This is a genomic window from Myroides sp. ZB35, assembly GCF_001865835.1.
In the GTDB taxonomy this organism is placed as follows: Bacteria; Bacteroidota; Bacteroidia; order Flavobacteriales; family Flavobacteriaceae; genus Flavobacterium; species Flavobacterium odoratimimum.
Window position 1 is genome coordinate 812,068 of the sequence record NZ_CP017769.1, and the last position, 20,432, is coordinate 832,499.

Sequence of the window (20,432 nt, forward strand, 5' to 3'; positions counted from 1 at the left end):
CTTTCAAAGTATCTTTAACAATATTTAATGATATTTATCAAACATCTAAATCACAAAACTTTTGTTCTCTCTTAAGTCCTACTACAAATTCATTATCTTTGAACATATAAATAATTACCCTTAATAAAAAACCACATTATAGATGGCTAATAAAAATCGTCTTTTCTTACTAGATGCCTATGCTTTAATATTTAGAGGATACTACGCATTTATAAAAAATCCTAGAATTAACTCTAAAGGTCTTGATACCTCTGCTATTCTAGGGTTTATGAACTCACTAATAGACGTTATAAAAAGAGAATCTCCTGATCACCTAGCTGTTGCTTTTGACAGAGGTGGTAGTGATTTAAGACTAGAATTATTTCCAGAATACAAGGCTAATAGAGATGAAACTCCAGAAGCCATCAAAATAGCTATTCCGTATATCAAACAAATCTTAGAAGCCATGCATATCCCTATCGTAGAAGTTAGCGGGTATGAAGCTGATGACCTTATCGGAACATTGTCTAAACAGGCAGAGAAAGAAGGCTTCGAAGTATATATGGTGACTCCAGATAAAGATTATGCTCAGTTAGTATCTGAGAACATCTTTATGTATAGACCAGCTCGTATGGGGAATGGTATTGAAATATGGGGAGTAGACCAAGTAAAAGAGAAATTCGAAGTAGACTATCCAGAACAAGTGATAGACTTCTTAGGAATGATGGGAGATGCTGTAGATAATATCCCTGGACTACCTGGTGTAGGAGAAAAAACAGCTAAGAAATTCATCAAGCAATACGGTTCTATGGAAAACCTATTAGCCAATACACATGAGCTAAAAGGTAAAATGAAAGAGAATATAGAAGCAAATAAAGAGAAAGGATTACTTTCTAAAAAACTGGCTACTATCATCCTAGACTGTCCTGTACAATTCAATGAAAAAGACTATATACTAGAATGTCCTGATATCGAGAAATCAGAAGCTTTGTTTATTGAACTTGAGTTCAGAAGAATGAAAGAACAATTCGATAAACTATTCAATAAAGGAAAAGAAGCTATCCCTACTCCAACAGCTACTGCTACGACTACAAGTGGAGCTGATGAGCAATTCTCTCTTTTTGGAGATGATTCGAGTAATACCTCTTCTTCTACTGAAGCTTATTTTGGTAATCTAAATACAACTAATCACGTATACCAACTGTGTAATAGCGGTATGGCTATTCGTTTATTAATCCAAAACTTACTAAACCAGAAGTCAGTGTGCTTTGACACAGAGACGACAGGCTTAGACCCTTTTACTGCAGAATTAGTAGGTATAGCTTTCTCTTTTGAGAAAGGGACAGCATTCTACGTACCTTTCCCAGAGAACCAAGACGAGGCAAAGGCGCTTGCACAGCAATTCGCTCCTTTCTTTGAAGCAGAAAATATTGAGAAAGTAGGACAAAACCTTAAATATGATATCAAGATTCTAAAACAATATGACATTGTAGTAAAAGGTCCTCTGTTTGACACGATGATTGCTCATTATTTAATCAATCCTGATATGCGCCATAATATGGACGTATTAGCAGAGACTTACCTTAAATATACACCGCAACCTATCGAAGAACTAATCGGTAAAAAAGGAAAGAACCAAAAGACTATGCGTGACATAGAAGCCGAGATAGTCAAAGAATATGCAGGAGAAGATGCTGATATCACTTATCAACTAAAAGAGACTTTCGCTCCTCAGTTAATTGCTACGCATACACAGGAGTTATTTGACAATATCGAAATACCGCTAGTAAATGTATTAGCAGATATGGAGACAGAAGGTATACGCTTAGATACTGAATATCTAAAGTCGTTATCTGACACCCTATCTACTGACATTAAGCTACTAGAACAACGTATATTCTTAGAAGCAGGAGAAGAGTTTAACCTAGCCTCTCCAAAACAATTAGGTGATATCCTATTCGAAAAACTTCAGATAGGAGGCTCTAAACCTAAGAAAACAAAAACAGGTCAATACGCTACTGGTGAAGAAATATTAAGTGACTTAGCACCTAAGCACGAAATAGTACGAGACATATTAGAATGGAGACAGTTAGTAAAACTACAGAATACTTATGTAGATGCACTACCTGACCAAGTAAATATAAAAACGAATAGAGTACACACAGAATATATGCAGGCTGTAGCTGCTACAGGTCGTCTTAGTTCTAACAACCCTAACTTACAGAATATTCCTATTCGTACAGAGAGAGGTCGTCAGGTAAGAAAAGCCTTTGTAGCACGTGATGAGAACTACGTACTACTAGCAGCCGATTACTCTCAGATAGAACTGCGCATCATAGCAGCACTAAGTCAAGAGCCTAATATGCTAGAATCGTTCCAACGTGGAGAGGATATTCACCGTTCTACTGCTGCTAAGGTATTCAATGTTCCATTAGAAGAAGTAACTAAAGAACAACGTAGTCATGCCAAGACTGTTAACTTCGGTATTATCTATGGAGTATCTGCCTTCGGACTAAGTAATCAGACTAATTTATCTCGCGCAGAGAGCAAGGAGCTAATCGATGCTTACTATGCTACTTATCCTAAACTGAAGAGCTATATCGCTACTCAGATAGATTTCGCTCGCGAGCATGGATACGTACAGACTATCTTAGGTCGTAGAAGATATCTAAAAGATATTCACTCTCATAATGCTGTCGTGAAAGGTGCAGCTGAGCGTAATGCTGTCAATGCTCCTATACAAGGTAGTGCCGCAGACATTATAAAGATAGCGATGATCAATATCAATAAAAAGTTGACTGCTGAGAATTGGAAATCTAAGATGCTACTACAAGTACACGATGAGCTTGTCTTTGATGCTCATAAAGAAGAACTTGAAGCATTAAAGACAATGGTCAAATCTGAAATGGAAAACGCTTATAAACTAGATGTGCCATTAATAGTAGACCTAGGTACTGGAGAAAATTGGCTAGAAGCACATTAATCAAAACATATATAGTATCCCCTTGAAGTTTAGATGTCTTCAAGGGGATTTCTTTTGTTCATATTTAGAATCAACTTATTGCATAATGATGAGCATCACTTCTATTTTTAACTACCTACTCTATTACTGATAATAACATTAGCATTTTATTACAATAATCATGTAATCTAGACCTAACTAAATTATTCTATATTTGCCTCAAATAATTATTAAGATAAACAAGATGAAAAAGTTACTAGGCAAAATAATGTTAGGAATCACGGGATGGAAGTACGCTCCTAATAACTTTGACCCAAAAAAAGAAAGGAAGACTGTACTAATCTGTGTTCCTCATACTTCTAACTGGGACTTCTACTACGCATTAGCCTGCTTCTGGATTATGGGGGTACCTATACGCATGTTTATAAAAGATTATTATACTAAAGCATGGTTTGGTTTTTTCTTTAAAGCACTTGGATGTATCGGTGTAGATAGAACCAAAAGACAAAATCTAGTAGAATACGCAGTCAATGTCATTAATACTACTGATGATATAGCTATCATTAATACTCCTGAGGGTACCCGTGGGTATTCTGATCAATGGAAACAAGGGTTTTACCATATCGCTAAATCTGCTAATGTGCCTATCGTATTAGGATATGCAGATTATAAAAAGAAAGAATGTGGTATCATTAAACTTGTCCATGTGGAAGATAAAACATTCGAACAAGTATTAGACGAAATCGGCCCTCACTATAATGCAGAGATGGCAAAGTATCCAGAGAACTACAATTCAAAATTATATTAAAGGCTCATAGAAGTAGAAGAGAATAACTACACTAGGTAACCAAAATCTCTTTATGTTACCACTCTTACATTAGACATCTATCAGTTCTAAACGAGATAGATTCAGTACATAACCTTATTACTTCAATATTAAGTCTATAATGACTCCGTTATTTTATAAGATTTACCGGAGTCACTACGGACTCATAACGGACTCATATCGGACTCAAGCAAAACGAAAGTACATGTTTTCTCAAATAAAGGTTCATGATGAATAGAGTAAAATCAGAGTTCAAATCACTCAAACTGATCTCCTAGTTTTACTACCATACTATATACATGTTATAATAAACTCTTTTGTAAGCCACAAAACACGTTTCAACTACAACATCCCTCTTAAAGAATTTTATCTCTTGATAAAGAACACTCCCGTTTGACTGTGATTTACTTTCCTAGTATCATCATTTAATTACAAACTCTACCTCTTTAATAAAACTACCATTATCAGTTGCTAGTTGTTTTATAATCTTATAAGTACCTTTCTCATATTTTAGTTCCTTGCTAAACAAGTTGATATCAAAACCAACTCCTTCACCTGGCCCAATAGGATGAATCATTCTATCAAAACCAATACCTTCCATATCCATCACCTCCCAAGACTTTCCTTTTAGAACGTTGATAGAGTAGTCTGAGCCAGTACTTACTTCTACTGAAGATTGATTCGTTATGGTCAGATGAACTGCTTTAGGCACATTATCATAAGCCACTTGCTCTAATGTTAATGCTACTTCATTACTGATACTATCTAGAGACTCTTTCTCATTAAGCGTTTTAGTAATAACTTCTTCAATTATTTCTTCTTGTACTTCAGGTTCTTTCTTTTGAGGGCATCCAGCCATCATCAAAGCTAATACTGCTATTACAGGTAATGTGATCTTTTTCTTCATATCTTTTATTTTTATTTACTAAATTACTCAAAACAAACGATTTATAATTAAACAAATCAATGATTTTAGGATTCGAAACAAGTTGCAAAAATTACTGTCTTAAATCAGGTATTGGATTTTGTAATGAGAGTAGCGATACAATTGTTAGTCAAACAATTGAGCGCCAATATTTTCTAAAAAAGGGAGTAGAAATTTGTAAAGTACAGAAATAATTGTACTTTTGCACTCCCTTAATTGGGAATGGAATGTTTAATTAAATACAAATTTATTGTGGAAAGTTTAAGCTACAAGACAGTATCGGCTAACAAAGCAACTGCTCAAAAAGAGTGGTTAATTGTTGACGCTGAAGGTCAAAATTTGGGACGTCTTGCTTCAAAAGTTGCAGTACTTTTAAGAGGTAAGCACAAAACAAATTATACACCGCACGTAGACTGTGGAGACAACGTAATCGTTATCAACGCAGAGAAAATCAACCTAACAGGTAACAAATTAGATGACAAGACTTACATCCGTCACACAGGTTACCCAGGAGGACAAAGATCATTAACTGCTAAAGTAATGCAACAAAAAAACCCTGCATTATTGATCGAGAAAGCAGTAAAAGGAATGTTGCCTAAAAACAAATTAGGAGCACAATTATTCCGTAATTTAAATGTTAATGTAGGTTCTGAGCACAAACATGAAGCTCAACAACCTAAGGCCGTTAATTTAAACGAAATTAAGTAATGGGAGTTATTCACAAAATCGGTAGAAGAAAAACCGCTGTTGCTCGTGTTTATGTTTCTGAAGGATCAGGTAACATCACAGTTAACAAAAAAGATTTTAAAACTTATTTCCCAACTGGTACATTACAGTACAAAGTATTACAGCCTCTTACAATGACTGAGAACGCTGAGAACTTTGACATAAAAGTAAATGTATACGGTGGAGGAACAACAGGTCAAGCTGAAGCAGTGCGTATGGCTATCGCTAGAGCAATGTGTGAACTTGATGTTGAGAACAGAGCAGTTCTTAAACCAGAAGGATTATTGACTCGTGACCCTCGTATGGTAGAGCGTAAGAAATTCGGTCAGAAGAAAGCTCGTAAGAGATTCCAATTCTCTAAACGTTAATATTTATTTATTATTAAAAATCTGGGTTTTTGTTGCCCCACTTACAACATGCTGTAAGAGGTAGTTTAGCATCTAAATAATTGAGACCAATTTATTGCTACTCGATTATTGCTAAAGTAACAGAACGTAAACTATTAGAAAATGGCAAACAAAGTAGAAGTAAAAGATTTACTAGAAGCAGGTGTTCATTTTGGACACATGACTAGAAAATGGGATCCAAACATGGCTCCTTATATCTATATGGAGCGTAATGGTATTCACATTATCAATCTATATAAAACTGCAGCTAAAATAGAAGAAGCTAATGAAGCTTTGAAAAAAATCGCTGCATCAGGAAGAAAAATCCTTTTCGTTGCAACTAAAAAGCAAGCGAAAGACATCGTAGCTGAAAAAGCAGCTGCTGCTAACATGCCTTACATCACTGAAAGATGGCCAGGTGGTATGTTAACAAACTTCGTTACTATTCGTAAAGCTGTTAAAAAAATGGCTATGATCGATAGAATGAAAAAAGACGGTACATTTATGACTCTTTCTAAGAAAGAGCGTTTACAAGTTGAACGTCTTCGTGCAAAATTAGAGAAAAACTTAGGTTCTATTGCTGACATGACTCGTCTACCAGCAGCTCTATTTGTTGTAGATATTAAAGCTGAACACATTGCGATAAAAGAAGCTCAAAAATTAAACATTCCGATCTTCGCTATGGTTGATACAAACTCTGACCCACGTCAAGTAGATTTTGTTATTCCAGCAAACGATGATGCTTCTAAATCAATCGATAAAATTTTATCATTAGTGACTTCTGCTATTATCGAAGGTAATGCAGAAAGAAAGTCTGAAAAAGAAGAAGCTACTAAAGTAGAAGCTCCTGCTGCTAAGGCATAATTTTTTAACAATATCATAAAGTCGTTATGCTGATAGTTGTCTACCTTTGTATACACTGTCGATAACGACTTTTTTTTATTAACTCATTAATACTCTTTTAAAATGGCAAATATTACTGCTGCAGAAGTAAATAAACTAAGACAACAAACAGGTGCCGGAATGATGGACTGTAAAAAAGCTTTAGTTGAAGCTGAAGGAGATTTCGATAAAGCTATCGAAGTTTTACGTAAAAAAGGACAAAAAGTTGCTGCTAACCGTTCTGACCGTGAGTCAAGCGAGGGTGCTGCTGTAGCTTTAGTTAATGCAGACAAAACTAGAGGTGTAGTTATCACATTAAACTGTGAGACTGACTTCGTAGGTAAAAACGAAGGATTCCAAGCTTTAGCAAAAGAATTAGCTGAGAAAGCTATCAACTTTAACACTAAAGAAGAATTCTTAGCATCTCCATTCGACGCTACAATGACTGTTGCTGAAAAATGTGTTGAGCAAACAGGAGTTATCGGTGAGAAAATCGAGATTGGTTCTTTCGAAGTATTAGAAGGTGCTTTCATCGGTTCTTACGTTCACGGAAACAAAATCGCTGCTATCACTGCTTTATCTGAAGCTGTTGCTAAAGCTGACGAGATTGCTAAAGACGTATCTATGCAAGTTGCTTCAATGGGTGCTGAAACATTATCTTACAAAGATTTTGACGCAGAATTCGTTGCTAAAGAAACTGAGGCTCGTATCGCTGTTATCGTAAAAGAAAACGAAGAATTAGTACGTTTAGGGAAAACTCTTAAAAATGTACCTCAATATATTTCTTACGCTCAACTTACTGAAGAAGTATTAAAACAAGCGGAAGAAGATGCTAAAGCTGAATTAAAAGCTGAAGGTAAACCAGAAAACATTTGGGATAGAATCTTACCAGGTAAAATCCAACGTTTCATCAGTGACAACACTACTTTAGACCAAGAGAAAGCATTATTAGACCAAAACTTCATTAAAGATGAGTCTAAAAAAGTTGCTGACTATGTAAAAGGTTTCAACGTAGAAATCACTGGATTCAAAAGAGCTTCTTTAGGTTAATCAATAACCTTTTAGCAATATTTAGAAAAGCCTCAGTTAATTCTGAGGCTTTTTTTTATTACTTTTACCTGACACAACTAATTTTATTATGAAATTATTAAAGAACAATCTGCTAGTGCAGATCATTATCGCTATCGCATTAGGTAGTGTGTTAGGAAACTATCTACCAGAATCAATAGGTAGAATATTTAGTACTTTTAACAGTATATTCGGTGGCTTTCTAGGCTTCTCTATCCCACTTATCATTTTAGGGCTAATCGTTCCTGCGATTGGTAACATTGGCAAAAATGCAGGTAAATTACTTATCATTACCACAGCTATTGCTTATGGTTCTACCCTATTCGCAGGTTTTATATCTTATGGAGTGAGTATATCAACATTCCCAAGTATACTAGCGACAGAACAAATGGGAGATATTACAGAATCAACTAAGAACCTAGCTCCTTACTTTAATATCGAGATGCCTCCGATGTTTGATGTCATGAGTGCATTAATCATATCATTTATATTAGGAATAGGAATCTCTAAAGGTAATTTCAAATACTTAGAGGGTGTTTTTAACGACTTTCAGAGTATTATCATGTCATTAATCAACAAAGCCATTATTCCTTTCTTACCGCTCTTTATTTTCGGTATATTCTTGAATATGACTTATAACGGACAAGTATTCATTGTACTAGACACCTTTATAAAAATCATAGGAGTAATCTTCTTACTACACATCTTCGTTCTACTGTTCCAATACATAATAGCAGGTACGATAAGTAAGCAGAACCCTATTAAGCTAATGAAAAATATGTTACCTGCGTACTTTACAGCTCTAGGGACACAGTCATCAGCAGCAACAATACCTGTAACATTAGAACAAACATTAAAGAATAATGTAGATCCTAAAATAGCTGGATTTGCTATACCTTTGTGTGCGACAATACACTTAGCAGGTAGTACATTAAAAATTGTAGCGTGTGCTGTTGCATTAATGTTAGTACAAGGACAAGCTGTAGACTTTACGTTAATGGTTGGTTTTATCTGTATGTTAGGAGTTGCGATGGTAGCAGCACCTGGTGTACCTGGAGGGGCTATTATGGCTTCTTTAGGAGTACTAAGTTCTATCTTAGGATTTGATACAGAACAACAAAGTTTAATGATTGCACTATATATCGCTATGGACAGCTTCGGTACAGCTTGTAACGTTATGGGTGATGGAGCTATCGCTATTATAGTAAACAGAATATCTAAAAACACAGCTATAACAGAAGCATAATGTTCTAGCGAATTCACAATTATGTACGAGAAAACATATCCGAGTAAGAGATTTAAAAAGACAATGGAGTTTGTCAATAAGCACATTTCAAAAGACTCACAAATACTAGATCTAGGAGTAATTAACCCACTAGCCAAAATAATGAAAGAAGATGGCTATAAAGTAATCAATACTTCTGGCGAGGACTTAGACGAAGATCAGAGTGTACTTTTAAATACTGATTATGATGTGCTAACAGCTTTTGAAATTGTAGAGCATTTACTAAATCCTTATACGGTATTAAAGTCGTGTAAAGCTTCTAAAATAATGATTTCTGTTCCTTTGCGTTTGTGGTTTAGTACTGCATATAGAAGTAAAACAGATATGCTAGACAGGCATTATCACGAATTCGAAGCTTGGCAATTAGACTGGCTAGTAGAGAAAGCAGGGTATAAAATCATAGATAGAGATATGTGGACACACCCTATCAAAAAACTAGGGATACGTCCGATCTTTAGATGGTTTACCCCTAGATACTATATCGTTTACGCTGAAAAAATATAAGTATACAAACGCTGAGGAATTCCCTCAGCGTTTTTTTATTATATCATGTTATCCCTACACCTAATTTGCACAGTTCAAAAAAAGACCTATATTTGCCTCAAGCTTTAGGGGTGTCTACAAGACTTTGTAGGCTGAGACTTCACCCTTGGAACCTGATCTAGTTAATACTAGCGTAGGGAAAAGTAAGATGACTTCATTAGATAGGTACGTTCGTACCCTATTGTAGCCATTCCTAAAGTTATATATCAAAACGAAAAGGAATGGAACTAAAAATCAACAATCAACAAGTACTATTTGACACGGATACCTTGAGTATTCAGGCTATGTTGGATATTTATTATCCACTGAAACAAAAAGGGATAGCAGTAGCTGTGAACCAAACTGTTATTGCTAAATCCCTATGGTCTACTCATCACTTATCTACTAGTGATGATATCTTAATTATAACTGCTACACAAGGTGGTTGATTCCATTCGTTAAAAAAACTAAATAACTCATAAAACTAAAAAACAATGGAACAACACAGTATCTCACAAACCCCTTTCCCTAACTCAAAAAAAGTATACATCAAGGGAGAGCTCTTCCCAATAGAAGTAGCAATGAGAGAGATATCTCTTAGCAACACTAAACTATCTAATGGCGGTACAGAAGAGAATCCACCTGTAACCGTATATGACACATCAGGCCCTTATACTGATCCAAATATTACCATAGACATACGCAAAGGTATTCCACGTCTACGCGAAGAATGGATACTAAATAGAGAAGATGTAAATACATTATCTTCTATCACATCAGAATATGGTAAAGCTAGATTAGCAGATGAAAAACTAGATCACTTGCGCTTTGAATTTAGACATAACCCAAAGGTTGCTAAAGAAGGAGCTAATGTTACTCAACTACATTATGCTAAAAAAGGTATAATAACTCCTGAAATGGAATATGTAGCCATCAGAGAAAACCAAAGAATAGAACAGCTGAATAACGCAACCTCAGCCATGAAGCAACAGCATCAAGGCAATAGCTTCGGTGCCAATACTCCTAAAAACTTCATTACACCAGAGTTTGTCAGAGAAGAGATTGCTAGCGGACGTGCTATCATTCCTAATAATATCAACCACCCTGAAAGCGAACCTATGATTATCGGGCGTAACTTCTTAGTGAAGATCAATGCTAATATTGGAAATAGTGCTGTGACCTCATCAATAGAAGAAGAAGTGGAGAAAGCAGTATGGGCATGTCGCTGGGGAGCAGATACGATTATGGACTTATCAACAGGTAAAAATATTCACGAGACAAGAGAGTGGATTATACGCAACTCTCCAGTACCTATAGGAACAGTACCTATCTACCAAGCATTAGAAAAAGTAAAAGGAATAGCCGAAGATTTGACATGGGAGATATTTAGAGATACCCTAATTGAACAAGCAGAACAGGGAGTTTCTTATTTTACCATACACGCGGGAGTACTACTACGTTATATTCACTTGACTGCTAATCGAGTGACAGGTATTGTATCTCGTGGAGGGTCTATTATGGCGAAGTGGTGTCTATTCCATCACAAAGAAAACTTCTTATATACTCACTTTGAAGAAATATGTGAAATAATGAAGCAATACGATATAGCGTTCTCTTTAGGTGATGGACTAAGACCTGGCTCTATTGCAGATGCAAATGATGCAGCTCAATTTGCAGAGTTAGAAACACTAGGTGAACTAACTAAAATCGCGTGGAAACACGATGTACAGGTCATGATAGAAGGACCGGGACATGTACCTATGCACATGATTAAGGAGAATATGGAAAAGCAACTTCGCGACTGTGGAGAAGCCCCATTCTATACATTAGGTCCTTTGACTACAGATATAGCTCCTGGTTATGATCATATCACTTCAGCTATCGGAGCAGCTATGATAGGATGGTACGGAACGGCTATGCTATGTTATGTAACACCAAAAGAACACTTAGGTCTACCTAACAAAAAAGACGTGAAGGATGGTGTGATTACTTATAAACTAGCTGCTCATGCAGCAGACTTAGCGAAAGGACATCCTGGAGCACAATACAGAGATAATGCACTGAGTAAAGCCCGCTTTGAATTTAGATGGGAAGATCAGTTCAACCTTTCACTAGATCCTGATACAGCAAGAGAGTTTCACGATGAAACATTACCTGCTGATGGCGCTAAAGTAGCTCACTTCTGTTCTATGTGTGGACCTAAATTCTGTTCTATGAAAATATCACAAGAGATTAGAGATACGGCAGAACAAGGAATGCGCGAGAAGTCAGAAGAGTTTATAGAATTAGGAAAAGAAATATATCTATAAAAGAGAAAAGAGATGGTGGTCATAACCTACCCTACTCCTATAGAAAATGAGACAAGCCTTATCAACAAAATGTTTGAGAAAGGCTTGCCTCTACTTCATGTTCGCAAACCGAATATGTCCTATGAAGAGTTAGTAAAATGGGTGAATAATATCGACAATTACTACCATCAGTACTTAGTTATACACATACCTTCAATAGTTATTAACAACAATGAACACGTTTTTAAACAATATAAAGCACTTATCAACAAGATAAACAGTACTTATACACACTTATCAACAGCTGATTGTTTATATGTTAATAACTATAGTGTAGAACTGCCTAAGTTATCAACATCTGTTCACTGTATAAGTGAGGTTAATAAGTTATCAACAAACATAGACAGAGCATTCATCAGTCCTATCTATCCTAGTATATCTAAGAGAGGGTATATTCCAACTATTGATTGGACAGAGGAATTAAAGCAAAGAACTAATAACAGAGTAACCTTAGTTGCCCTTGGAGGAATTACTCCTTTTCACATCGAATCTATTCATACAATGGGATTTGATGATTATGCCTTATTAGGAACAATATGGGAAGCTGAGCAACCCTTAAAACAATTTGAATTATGTCAATATTACGACCAATTGCATTGGCAATAGCTGGCTTTGACCCTACTAGTGGTGCTGGGGTTATGGCAGATATCAAAACATTTGAACATCATCAAGTATATCCTATGGCAGTGCTATCTGCTAATACGATACAGACAGAAGATAACTTTATCCATGTAAGATGGGAAGAAGAATATACTATCCGTCAATTATCTGTTATACTTGAGAACTATACTATAGCAGCAATAAAAATAGGTATTGTCAAAGACCTAGACACATTGAAGCTATATGTGGATACTATCAAAGGTTTATCTCCAACGACCAAAGTTATTTGGGACCCTGTATTGCGTTCATCTAGTGGTTTTGACTTTCAGACTATTGAACTAATAGATTCTTTAACTATTGTATTACAACAGATAGATCTGATCACACCAAACTACCTAGAGATACATCAATTAGTCACTACGAATGACGATGCTCTTCAAAAAGCGAAGCGATTAAGTCAATACTGTGATGTACTGCTAAAAGGAGGACATAATCCTAATGCATTGGGCTTTGACTACTATGTGAGTAAAGAGGTGATACAAACTATACCTCCAACTCAGCTATCTGACTATCCCAAACATGGTTCTGGCTGCGTATTATCCTCTGCGACAACAGCTAATATTGCAAAAGGAGATCACACATTGACAGCTATTCAGAAGGCTAAAACCTACATAGAAACATTCTTCAACTCTAATCATACCTTACTCGGATATCATGCTAAATAAAATACAATACATCAGTCATGGAGATACTCCACAAGAACAGCTATATCATATAGAAACTGTATTAGGAGCAGGACAACAGTGGATACAGTATCGCTTCAAAAATACGACGAATACTACCCTGTGGCAAACAGCAGAACAAGTCAAAAAACTATGCGAACAATATCAGGCTACTCTGATCATTAATGATCATGTGGACTTAGCTAAAGCCATAGAGGCTGATGGAGTTCACTTAGGACTTACTGATCTAAACATCACACAAGCCAAAACTTATTTGCCTAACAAAATCATAGGAGGTACAGCTAATACAATAGAAGATATCCAACTTAGACATGCAGAAGGTTGTGATTATATCGGTCTAGGCCCTTATCGATTTACTACTACTAAACAGAAGCTGAGTCCTATACTTGGTCTAGCAGGTTATCAACAGCTCCTAAAACAGATGCAAGAACTAGATATCAACATCCCCGTAGTAGCTATAGGAGGAATACAACTAGAAGATGTAGAAGACTTAAAACAAGCAGGATTACATGGCATAGCGATATCTGGTTTACTTCAAAACAGCACTGATAAAAAAACATTACTACAACAACTAAACTATATACTCAAATGAATACACAACCACTTACAATAGCGGATAAGACCTTTCAGTCACGCTTATTCTTAGGAACGGGTAAATACGGTTCTAACGCAGATATGGAAATCGCTACATTAGCATCCGAAAGCGAACTAGTTACAGTCGCTCTGAAGCGAATAGACACGACCACTGACACCAATGCTATACTCACTCATCTACAGTACCCACATATCCACCTTCTACCTAATACATCAGGAGCAAGAAATGCTAAAGAAGCAGTCTTCGCAGCACAACTAGCTAGAGAAGCACTAGAGACAAACTGGCTTAAACTAGAAATACACCCAGACCCTAAATACCTACTTCCCGATCCTATCGAAACCCTAAAAGCGACAGAAGAACTAGCCAAACTAGGGTTTGTTGTCTTGCCATACATACACGCAGACCCTGTATTGTGCAAACGACTAGAAGAAGTAGGCACAGCAGCTGTCATGCCTTTAGGAGCCCCTATAGGTACCAATAAAGGGCTGAAGACAATGGACTTCTTAGAAATTATCATTGAGAATAGTAAAGTCCCAGTTATTGTAGATGCTGGTATCGGAGCGCCTTCGGACGCAGTTAAGGCTATGGAGATAGGCGCTGATGCAGTACTTGTTAATACTGCCATAGCTGTAGCTGGTAACCCTGAACAAATGGCTACTGCCTTTAAACTCGCTGTCAGAGCTGGTCGCCTAGCGTACGAGGCTAAGCTAGCTACTGTAGTAAATCACGCTCAAGCTTCTAGTCCACTAACTGCTTTTCTAACAGAATAAACTATGTCTTTTATACAAACTTATGAACAATACGACTGGGAAGAGATTAAAAGAACAATCTATGAGACAACCTCTGTACAAGTAGAACAGAGCTTAGCTAAGAATAAGAAGACCCTCACAGACTTTATCCATCTTATCTCTCCTGCTGCTACACCCTATCTAGAAGAGATGGCTCAGCAGAGTCAACAGCTTACTCAAAAGAGATTTGGCAAGACGATATCACTATATGCTCCGATGTATCTTAGTAATGAGTGCAATAATATCTGTACCTACTGTGGCTTCAGCTTAGATAACAACATTCGTAGAAAGACTCTCTCTCCAAAAGAAATAGAACAAGAAGTCAAAGTAATCAAAGCACAGGGGTATGATCATATATTACTCGTAACAGGAGAGGCTAATCACATAGTCAATATCAATTACTTCAAACAGAGTATAGAACAGATACAGCAGTCTTTTTCTACCATTTCTATAGAGGTACAACCCCTAAAACAAGATGAGTATGAACAGCTAGCTGATCTAGGTGTATATGCTGTACTAGTATATCAAGAGACCTACCATAAAGAGGTATATAAACAATACCACCCAAAAGGGAAGAAATCTAACTTTGAATATAGATTAGATACTCCTGATAGAATAGGGAGAGCAGGCATACATAAGATAGGGCTAGGCGTTCTCCTAGGACTAGAAGACTGGCGAGTAGATAGCTTCTTTAATGCACTACATATAGACTATTTACAAAAGACTTATTGGCAAACGAAGTACTCTGTATCCTTCCCTAGACTAAGACCTGCAGAAGGCGTTATAGAACCTAACTTCATCATGGAAGATAGAGACCTCATACAGCTCTTATGTGCATACAGAATATGGAATGAAGACCTTGAGATATCTATCTCTACCCGTGAGAGTGAAATACTGAGAAACAATGTATTTAAACTAGGAGCTACTACCATGAGTGCTGGTTCAAAAACTAATCCAGGAGGATATAGTGTGGCAGAAGACTCATTAGAACAATTTGAGATCTGTGATACTAGAAGTACATCAGAGATATACCACCTGATAAAAGAAGCAGGATATGATCCTATATGGAAAGACTGGGATAAAGCCTATCAATAACAAAACAATTGTAGTATGGATACAACAGATTTCTTACGATATAACAGACAGATGAATCTACCTGAAGTAGGTATAGAAGGTCAGATGAAGATAAAACAAGCTAAGGTATTAGTAATAGGTGCTGGAGGATTAGGTTCTCCAGTGCTAACTTACCTTGCTAGTTGTGGTGTAGGTACACTAGCGGTAATAGACTTTGATACTATAGAACATCACAACCTTCACAGACAAATACTATTTACAGAAGCTGACATCAACAAAAACAAGACTAGTATAGCCAAACAACGCATCGAACAAATAAATCCACATATCCACTTTACAATATACGATGAACAGTTAACCTCTGATAATGCAATAGCTATTCTGAGTTCATTCGATATTATCGTAGATGGTAGTGATAATTTTAGCACACGTTATCTAGTGAATGACACATGTGTAGCATTAGATAAGACACTAGTCTATGGTACTATATTAGGTTTTGAAGGTCAGGTGAGTGTCTTTAATCATCATAACAATGCCAACCTCCGTGATCTCTTCCCAGAGCCTCCTGCTCCAGAAGATGTCCCTAACTGTAGTCTTAATGGGGTACTTGGTACATTCCCTGGTATAATAGGAACTATTATGGCTCATGAGACACTGAAAGTCATCTTAGACCTTCCCTCCCTTTCTGGTCAACTTCTTATCCTCAACACATTGACCTGGGAAATAAACAAACTAAAGTATGGTAATACTACCTCTTAGGTAGATACTCTAGAAATACCTCTCTAGGTATCTCATAAGCACCTAAAGAGCTTAGATGATCATTATATACTTGACAGTCTAGTAGCTTATACTTTTTATCTCTTAGATATTCACAGAGGGAGATAAAGGCTACTTTACTAGCATTTGGTATGAGGGAGAACATACTCTCTCCGCAGAACACAGGTTTCATGTCTACGCCATACAGACCACCTACCAGTTCTCCATCTTGCCAAACCTCAACAGATTTAGCGATGCCTAAGTCATGTAGATTGCAGTATGCCTTGATCATATCATCTGTAATCCAAGTACCTAACTGCCCATCGCGCTTAACGTTCTGGCAATTATTAATTACATCTGCAAAACAAGTATTAAAAGTAACTGTAAATATATTTTTCTTTAAGATACTACGCATACTCTTAGAGATATATACCTCATCAGGCTCTAGCACCATACGCATACTAGGAGACCACCATGTAATAGGCTCTCCATCTTCAAACCAAGGGAATATACCTGACTTATACGCTAATATCAATCTATTAGCAGATAAATCACCTCCTATGGCTAAAATCCCAGACTCATGCGTATTATCTACTGCTGGAAAGTATAAGTAATCACTGTCTAAGACTGTTATCATAAGCATAAAAAAGTCCCTAAGAATATTCTTAGGGACATCTTAAATGAATATTTTTTAGAATGGTAAATCATCGTGATCTTCCTCCATATAGCTTGAAGCAGGAGGAAACTGTTGTCCCATATTACTTTGTCCTTGGTTAAAACCTTGTTGGTTTTGGTTTTGATTGAACCCTCCCATTTGTTGAGATTGAGTATTCTGAGCAAAACCTTGTTGTTGGTTTTGGTTAAATCCTCCTTGTTGAGCTTGGTTATTTTGAGCGAAACCACCTTGTTGCCCTTGATTAAACCCACCCATTTGTTGAGCTTGATTGTTTTGAGCGAAACCTTGTTGTTGGTTAGATTGTTGTTGCATACCAGTATTTCCGTATTGAGACTGCATATTATCTTGTTGTCCCATATAAGGTTGTTGGTTTTGTCCCATGTTACCACCTTGTTGAGCTGGCATCATGTGCTCTATTCTCCACCCTTGAATTGTATTAAAGTATCTGATTTCTCCTTGTGGACTTTGCCACTCTCTACCTCTCAAATTAATAGATACACGTACTTGCTCACCTACTTGATAAGAGTCTAATAAACTTACTTTATCTTGTGTAAACTCAATCATAATATGCTGAGGATATTGCTCTTCCGTAGTTACTACTACTTCTCTCTTTCTGAATGATGAACTGATATCTTGTGTATGTCCAATTAATTTGATTCTTCCTGTAACTTCCATTTTAATCTCTTTTTTTAATTACAATCTATTTGGCTAAAATTGTTTTCCAAGCCAAAGGTACATTATTTTCTTCTAAATATTTTTTTGCTAATTTAAATTTATTGATTTGATTCTTAGCAACCAAAATTTCTTTTAACTCTTCATTTGCATTCACAAAAGAAGCAATCTCCTCTTCAGTAGGCAGCTGTTCTACATTACCTAATATTCCAAGGTCATTACCAGAGAACACTCCACTCTCCACTACTCCTTCTGGTAGAGCATCTACTCCTAGGCCTAGTGTAGTCAATGGTTTTTCTACTTCAAATATACCATCATTCGCACGAGTATACCAGTTCGCTCCCATACGTGCTACTAGATCTATCTTATGCTGATCTATCTGTCCGTTCTCATCTAATATTTCCTCATTGACATGTATTTTTACCACCTCACAGATTACTAGATTACCAGCACCTCCATCATTACCCAGTCCGATTACCTCCTGTACCACACATTCATACTGCACTGGACTTTCTTTGACTCTGAATGGCTTCACGATATCAGATGGCACCATCGTCAATCCTGATTTGACAAACTCATTCACCCCATCCTTATATTCTGTACTAGATAGAGAAGTCTGCTGTACCATATCATAAGTCACCACATTAATCACTACTTGTAGATTAGCTTGTACGTTAAATAAGGTATGTTTATTCGTATTATCTCTTACACGTCTAGACGGAGAGAAGACCAATATAGGCGGGTTAGTACTCACCATATTAAAGAAGCTAAACGGCGACAGGTTAGGTCTACCATCAGCATCTACGGTACTTGCTAGTGCTATAGGACGAGGTCCGATAGACGTCTGCATTAATCTCTGTAATTCTACTACAGATATATCTTTAGGTTCTATAGATTTCATATGTATATTTAATTGAAGAAAAGTAAAGTTACAAAAGCTTTTAGGAACCATAAAATTTTTAATACTTCATTAAACTAAATTCAATTCATTTATTTTAATTACTTTTAAATGTTCATAAAACCCATATCAGAACTTGAGAAGTAAAAAAGAAATATTTCGTTGGTCAGTCATTACTGCAGCCTTAATCACCTTATTAGTCATCCTATGGAACACCTATTCCTTTTTTCAAACCTATAAGACAGAAGAGAGAACCAAGATGAAAATATGGGCAGAAGCGCTGAATACACTTGATATAGCTACTTCTATAGAAGCTGACGTTTCTCTACCCTTTCTGATTATCATGGAGAATAAGACTATCCCTATTATCCAGACAGATGAGCATGATAAGATCATCTCTCTAAACAATATAGACGAACAAATAGTCAATACTCCTGAGAAAAAAGAAGCTCTACTGCGCAAACTGAAGTTTCAGAACCCTCCTATTATCCTAAAAGTAGGTAAGCAAACTCAGTATGTCTATTATGGTAACTCATCCTTACTGACCAAGCTAAAGTACTACCCTGTCACATTAGTACTTATATTCTTATTCTTCACAGTACTGCTATTCTACTTCTATAGAAGTAATAAGATCGCTACTCAGAACAAGCTATGGACAGGAATGGCCAAAGAAACAGCTCATCAGATAGGTACACCTCTATCCTCACTATTAGGTTGGGTAGAGATTATGAAGCTAGATAATGTGAGCCCTGAAATTACAGATGAAATAGAAAAAGATGTTAAAAAACTTCAGATAATAGCAGATCGTTTTTCTAAGATTGGGTCTATACCGAAGCTAACTAATGTAGATATCGTATCAGAGACGAGAAAGTCATTTGATTATTTCTCGTTGAGAAACTCTAAACAGATTATCTTCACGCTAGACTGTCCTGACTACGAAATTAATATTCCTCTAAACAAGGAATTACACAGCTGGACTATAGAGAACCTCATCAAGAATGCTATCGATGCCATGAAAGGAAAAGGAAAACTAGCTATCCTGATACAGGATAGTGAGAAGACTGTCAATATCTATGTAACAGATACAGGAAGCGGGATACCAAAGAAGATGTTTAATAAAATATTCGAGCCTGGTTATACCACTAAAAAACGTGGATGGGGGCTAGGGCTATCTCTAACAAAGAGAATAGTAGAAGAATTCCAAAACGGAAAGATTAAAGTAACGCAATCAGAAATAGGTAAAGGAACTACATTCTGTATCACATATCACAAAAAAAAGGCTGACCTATAATCTAGACAGCCTTTGTTACATTATCCATACAGTCTTATAAATGACTATTAATAGCTTTAGCTACACTCTCGAACTCTTCTGGAGTTAGCTTTTCTTTCTTAATGAAACGCATATCATCCATTTCTTGAAGAGGGATTAAATGCACATGTACATGAGGTACTTCTAACCCTACTACAGCCATCCCTACTCTCTTACACGGTACAGCTAGCTCTAACGCCTTAGCCACCTTACGAGAGAACCTCATCAATTCCATATAATGATCCTCTTCCATATCAAAAATCTTATTGATTTCCTTTTTTGGAATACATAGCGTATGTCCCTTTGCATTCGGATTAATATCTAAGAATGCAAGGAAATTATCATCCTCTGCTACCTTATAGGCAGGGATCTCTCCAGTAATGATTTTAGTGAAAATAGAACTCATAATATA

The 20,432-nt window shown here is 36.4% G+C and carries 22 protein-coding genes and 1 riboswitch; of the genes, 17 read left to right on the forward strand and 5 right to left on the reverse strand.

The genetic code is table 11. The features are described from left to right. The first annotated feature begins 142 nt into the window (after nt 1-142). A complete protein-coding gene (gene polA, locus BK054_RS03705) occupies nt 143-2,962 on the forward strand; it encodes a DNA polymerase I (protein WP_071306917.1) in 2,820 nt (939 codons plus the stop codon). 223 nt (nt 2,963-3,185) lie between these two features. Beyond that, nucleotides 3,186-3,749 carry a 1-acyl-sn-glycerol-3-phosphate acyltransferase gene (locus BK054_RS03710; protein ID WP_039328624.1) on the forward strand — a complete coding sequence of 188 codons (564 nt, stop codon included), beginning with the start codon at nt 3,186-3,188 and terminating at the stop codon, nt 3,747-3,749. A 439-nt stretch (nt 3,750-4,188) separates the two neighbouring features. On the opposite strand, the gene BK054_RS03715 is transcribed toward BK054_RS03710, so the two are convergent. Further along, nucleotides 4,189-4,674: an immunoglobulin-like domain-containing protein gene (locus BK054_RS03715; RefSeq protein WP_071306918.1), complete on the reverse strand. Its 486-nt coding sequence runs from the start codon at nt 4,672-4,674 to the stop codon at nt 4,189-4,191. Nucleotides 4,675-4,944: 270 nt separating this feature from the next. Between BK054_RS03715 and rplM the strand changes: the two genes are divergently transcribed. The 14 genes from rplM (at nt 4,945) to BK054_RS03785 (ending at nt 16,468) form a co-directional block, all read left to right on the forward strand. Next, on the forward strand, nt 4,945-5,400 hold the full coding sequence (gene rplM, locus BK054_RS03720) for a 50S ribosomal protein L13 (protein WP_025124595.1): 456 nt from the start codon (nt 4,945-4,947) through the stop codon (nt 5,398-5,400). Further along, complete coding sequence (gene rpsI, locus BK054_RS03725; RefSeq protein ID WP_006259732.1) at nt 5,400-5,786, forward strand: 30S ribosomal protein S9; 387 nt, start codon at nt 5,400-5,402, stop codon at nt 5,784-5,786. The genes rplM and rpsI overlap by 1 nt, the downstream gene beginning before the upstream one ends. A 141-nt stretch (nt 5,787-5,927) precedes the next feature. Next, nucleotides 5,928-6,668 carry a 30S ribosomal protein S2 gene (rpsB, locus tag BK054_RS03730; protein WP_038984935.1) on the forward strand — a complete coding sequence of 247 codons (741 nt, stop codon included), beginning with the start codon at nt 5,928-5,930 and terminating at the stop codon, nt 6,666-6,668. A 102-nt stretch (nt 6,669-6,770) separates the two neighbouring features. Continuing rightward, a complete protein-coding gene (gene tsf, locus BK054_RS03735) occupies nt 6,771-7,736 on the forward strand; it encodes a translation elongation factor Ts (protein WP_006259734.1) in 966 nt (321 codons plus the stop codon). Between the two features lie 88 nt (nt 7,737-7,824). After that, nucleotides 7,825-9,000: a dicarboxylate/amino acid:cation symporter gene (locus tag BK054_RS03740; RefSeq protein WP_006259735.1), complete on the forward strand. Its 1,176-nt coding sequence runs from the start codon at nt 7,825-7,827 to the stop codon at nt 8,998-9,000. Between the two features lie 63 nt (nt 9,001-9,063). Beyond that, nucleotides 9,064-9,543: a methyltransferase gene (locus BK054_RS03745; protein ID WP_071307624.1), complete on the forward strand. Its 480-nt coding sequence runs from the start codon at nt 9,064-9,066 to the stop codon at nt 9,541-9,543. 96 nt (nt 9,544-9,639) lie between these two features. Continuing rightward, nucleotides 9,640-9,739: riboswitch (TPP riboswitch) on the forward strand. 64 nt (nt 9,740-9,803) lie between these two features. Further along, on the forward strand, nt 9,804-10,010 hold the full coding sequence (thiS, locus tag BK054_RS03750; RefSeq protein ID WP_071306919.1) for a sulfur carrier protein ThiS: 207 nt from the start codon (nt 9,804-9,806) through the stop codon (nt 10,008-10,010). Between the two features lie 45 nt (nt 10,011-10,055). After that, nucleotides 10,056-11,870, forward strand: a complete 1,815-nt coding sequence (thiC, locus tag BK054_RS03755; protein WP_006266783.1) for a phosphomethylpyrimidine synthase ThiC — start codon at nt 10,056-10,058, stop codon at nt 11,868-11,870. A gap of 12 nt (nt 11,871-11,882) precedes the next feature. Further along, on the forward strand, nt 11,883-12,515 hold the full coding sequence (locus BK054_RS03760; protein WP_071306920.1) for a thiamine phosphate synthase: 633 nt from the start codon (nt 11,883-11,885) through the stop codon (nt 12,513-12,515). Beyond that, entirely contained in the window at nt 12,482-13,234 is a 753-nt protein-coding gene (locus BK054_RS03765; RefSeq protein ID WP_071306921.1) for a hydroxymethylpyrimidine/phosphomethylpyrimidine kinase, read from the forward strand. Before BK054_RS03760 ends, BK054_RS03765 begins: the two co-directional genes overlap by 34 nt. Next, nucleotides 13,224-13,844, forward strand: coding sequence for a thiamine phosphate synthase (locus BK054_RS03770; RefSeq protein ID WP_071306922.1), 621 nt, complete (start codon nt 13,224-13,226; stop codon nt 13,842-13,844). The genes BK054_RS03765 and BK054_RS03770 overlap by 11 nt, the downstream gene beginning before the upstream one ends. After that, on the forward strand, nt 13,841-14,617 hold the full coding sequence (locus tag BK054_RS03775) for a thiazole synthase (RefSeq protein WP_071306923.1): 777 nt from the start codon (nt 13,841-13,843) through the stop codon (nt 14,615-14,617). The genes BK054_RS03770 and BK054_RS03775 overlap by 4 nt, the downstream gene beginning before the upstream one ends. 3 nt (nt 14,618-14,620) lie before the next feature. Further along, nucleotides 14,621-15,730 (forward strand): 2-iminoacetate synthase ThiH, encoded by a 1,110-nt coding sequence (thiH, locus tag BK054_RS03780; protein ID WP_071306924.1) that lies wholly within the window; start codon nt 14,621-14,623, stop codon nt 15,728-15,730. 15 nt (nt 15,731-15,745) lie between these two features. Continuing rightward, nucleotides 15,746-16,468 carry a HesA/MoeB/ThiF family protein gene (locus BK054_RS03785; RefSeq protein ID WP_071306925.1) on the forward strand — a complete coding sequence of 241 codons (723 nt, stop codon included), beginning with the start codon at nt 15,746-15,748 and terminating at the stop codon, nt 16,466-16,468. Here BK054_RS03785 and aat read toward each other — a convergent pair. From aat to BK054_RS03800, 3 genes are read right to left on the reverse strand one after another with little or no spacing between them, the layout of a single operon-like run. Further along, nucleotides 16,458-17,108, reverse strand: coding sequence for a leucyl/phenylalanyl-tRNA--protein transferase (gene aat, locus BK054_RS03790; RefSeq protein ID WP_071306926.1), 651 nt, complete (start codon nt 17,106-17,108; stop codon nt 16,458-16,460). The genes BK054_RS03785 and aat overlap by 11 nt on opposite strands. 48 nt (nt 17,109-17,156) lie before the next feature. Continuing rightward, entirely contained in the window at nt 17,157-17,816 is a 660-nt protein-coding gene (locus BK054_RS18830; RefSeq protein WP_071306927.1) for a DUF3127 domain-containing protein, read from the reverse strand. A gap of 25 nt (nt 17,817-17,841) precedes the next feature. Next, on the reverse strand, nt 17,842-18,714 hold the full coding sequence (locus BK054_RS03800; RefSeq protein WP_071306928.1) for a flavin reductase family protein: 873 nt from the start codon (nt 18,712-18,714) through the stop codon (nt 17,842-17,844). Nucleotides 18,715-18,847: 133 nt separating this feature from the next. On the opposite strand from BK054_RS03800, the gene BK054_RS03805 reads away from it, so the two are divergent. After that, nucleotides 18,848-20,002 (forward strand): sensor histidine kinase, encoded by a 1,155-nt coding sequence (locus BK054_RS03805; protein ID WP_006259749.1) that lies wholly within the window; start codon nt 18,848-18,850, stop codon nt 20,000-20,002. A 34-nt stretch (nt 20,003-20,036) separates the two neighbouring features. Here BK054_RS03805 and BK054_RS03810 read toward each other — a convergent pair whose 3' ends face one another. Next, nucleotides 20,037-20,426, reverse strand: a complete 390-nt coding sequence (locus tag BK054_RS03810) for an HIT family protein (protein ID WP_006259750.1) — start codon at nt 20,424-20,426, stop codon at nt 20,037-20,039. Nucleotides 20,427-20,432 lie beyond the last annotated feature (6 nt).

Bases quoted from the DNA above. Each gene is read 5' to 3' on its own strand.
- polA (WP_071306917.1), top strand. From the start codon at position 143: ATGGCTAATAAAAATCGTCTTTTCTTACTAGATGCCTATGCTTTAATA.
- BK054_RS03710 (WP_039328624.1), top strand. From the start codon at position 3,186: ATGAAAAAGTTACTAGGCAAAATAATGTTAGGAATCACGGGATGGAAG.
- BK054_RS03715 (WP_071306918.1), bottom strand. From the start codon at position 4,674: ATGAAGAAAAAGATCACATTACCTGTAATAGCAGTATTAGCTTTGATG.
- rpsI (WP_006259732.1), top strand. From the start codon at position 5,400: ATGGGAGTTATTCACAAAATCGGTAGAAGAAAAACCGCTGTTGCTCGT.
- rpsB (WP_038984935.1), top strand. From the start codon at position 5,928: ATGGCAAACAAAGTAGAAGTAAAAGATTTACTAGAAGCAGGTGTTCAT.
- tsf (WP_006259734.1), top strand. From the start codon at position 6,771: ATGGCAAATATTACTGCTGCAGAAGTAAATAAACTAAGACAACAAACA.
- BK054_RS03740 (WP_006259735.1), top strand. From the start codon at position 7,825: ATGAAATTATTAAAGAACAATCTGCTAGTGCAGATCATTATCGCTATC.
- BK054_RS03745 (WP_071307624.1), top strand. From the start codon at position 9,064: ATGGAGTTTGTCAATAAGCACATTTCAAAAGACTCACAAATACTAGAT.
- thiS (WP_071306919.1), top strand. From the start codon at position 9,804: ATGGAACTAAAAATCAACAATCAACAAGTACTATTTGACACGGATACC.
- thiC (WP_006266783.1), top strand. From the start codon at position 10,056: ATGGAACAACACAGTATCTCACAAACCCCTTTCCCTAACTCAAAAAAA.
- BK054_RS03760 (WP_071306920.1), top strand. From the start codon at position 11,883: ATGGTGGTCATAACCTACCCTACTCCTATAGAAAATGAGACAAGCCTT.
- BK054_RS03765 (WP_071306921.1), top strand. From the start codon at position 12,482: ATGTCAATATTACGACCAATTGCATTGGCAATAGCTGGCTTTGACCCT.
- BK054_RS03770 (WP_071306922.1), top strand. From the start codon at position 13,224: ATGCTAAATAAAATACAATACATCAGTCATGGAGATACTCCACAAGAA.
- BK054_RS03775 (WP_071306923.1), top strand. From the start codon at position 13,841: ATGAATACACAACCACTTACAATAGCGGATAAGACCTTTCAGTCACGC.
- thiH (WP_071306924.1), top strand. From the start codon at position 14,621: ATGTCTTTTATACAAACTTATGAACAATACGACTGGGAAGAGATTAAA.
- BK054_RS03785 (WP_071306925.1), top strand. From the start codon at position 15,746: ATGGATACAACAGATTTCTTACGATATAACAGACAGATGAATCTACCT.
- aat (WP_071306926.1), bottom strand. From the start codon at position 17,108: ATGCTTATGATAACAGTCTTAGACAGTGATTACTTATACTTTCCAGCA.
- BK054_RS18830 (WP_071306927.1), bottom strand. From the start codon at position 17,816: ATGGAAGTTACAGGAAGAATCAAATTAATTGGACATACACAAGATATC.
- BK054_RS03800 (WP_071306928.1), bottom strand. From the start codon at position 18,714: ATGAAATCTATAGAACCTAAAGATATATCTGTAGTAGAATTACAGAGA.
- BK054_RS03810 (WP_006259750.1), bottom strand. From the start codon at position 20,426: ATGAGTTCTATTTTCACTAAAATCATTACTGGAGAGATCCCTGCCTAT.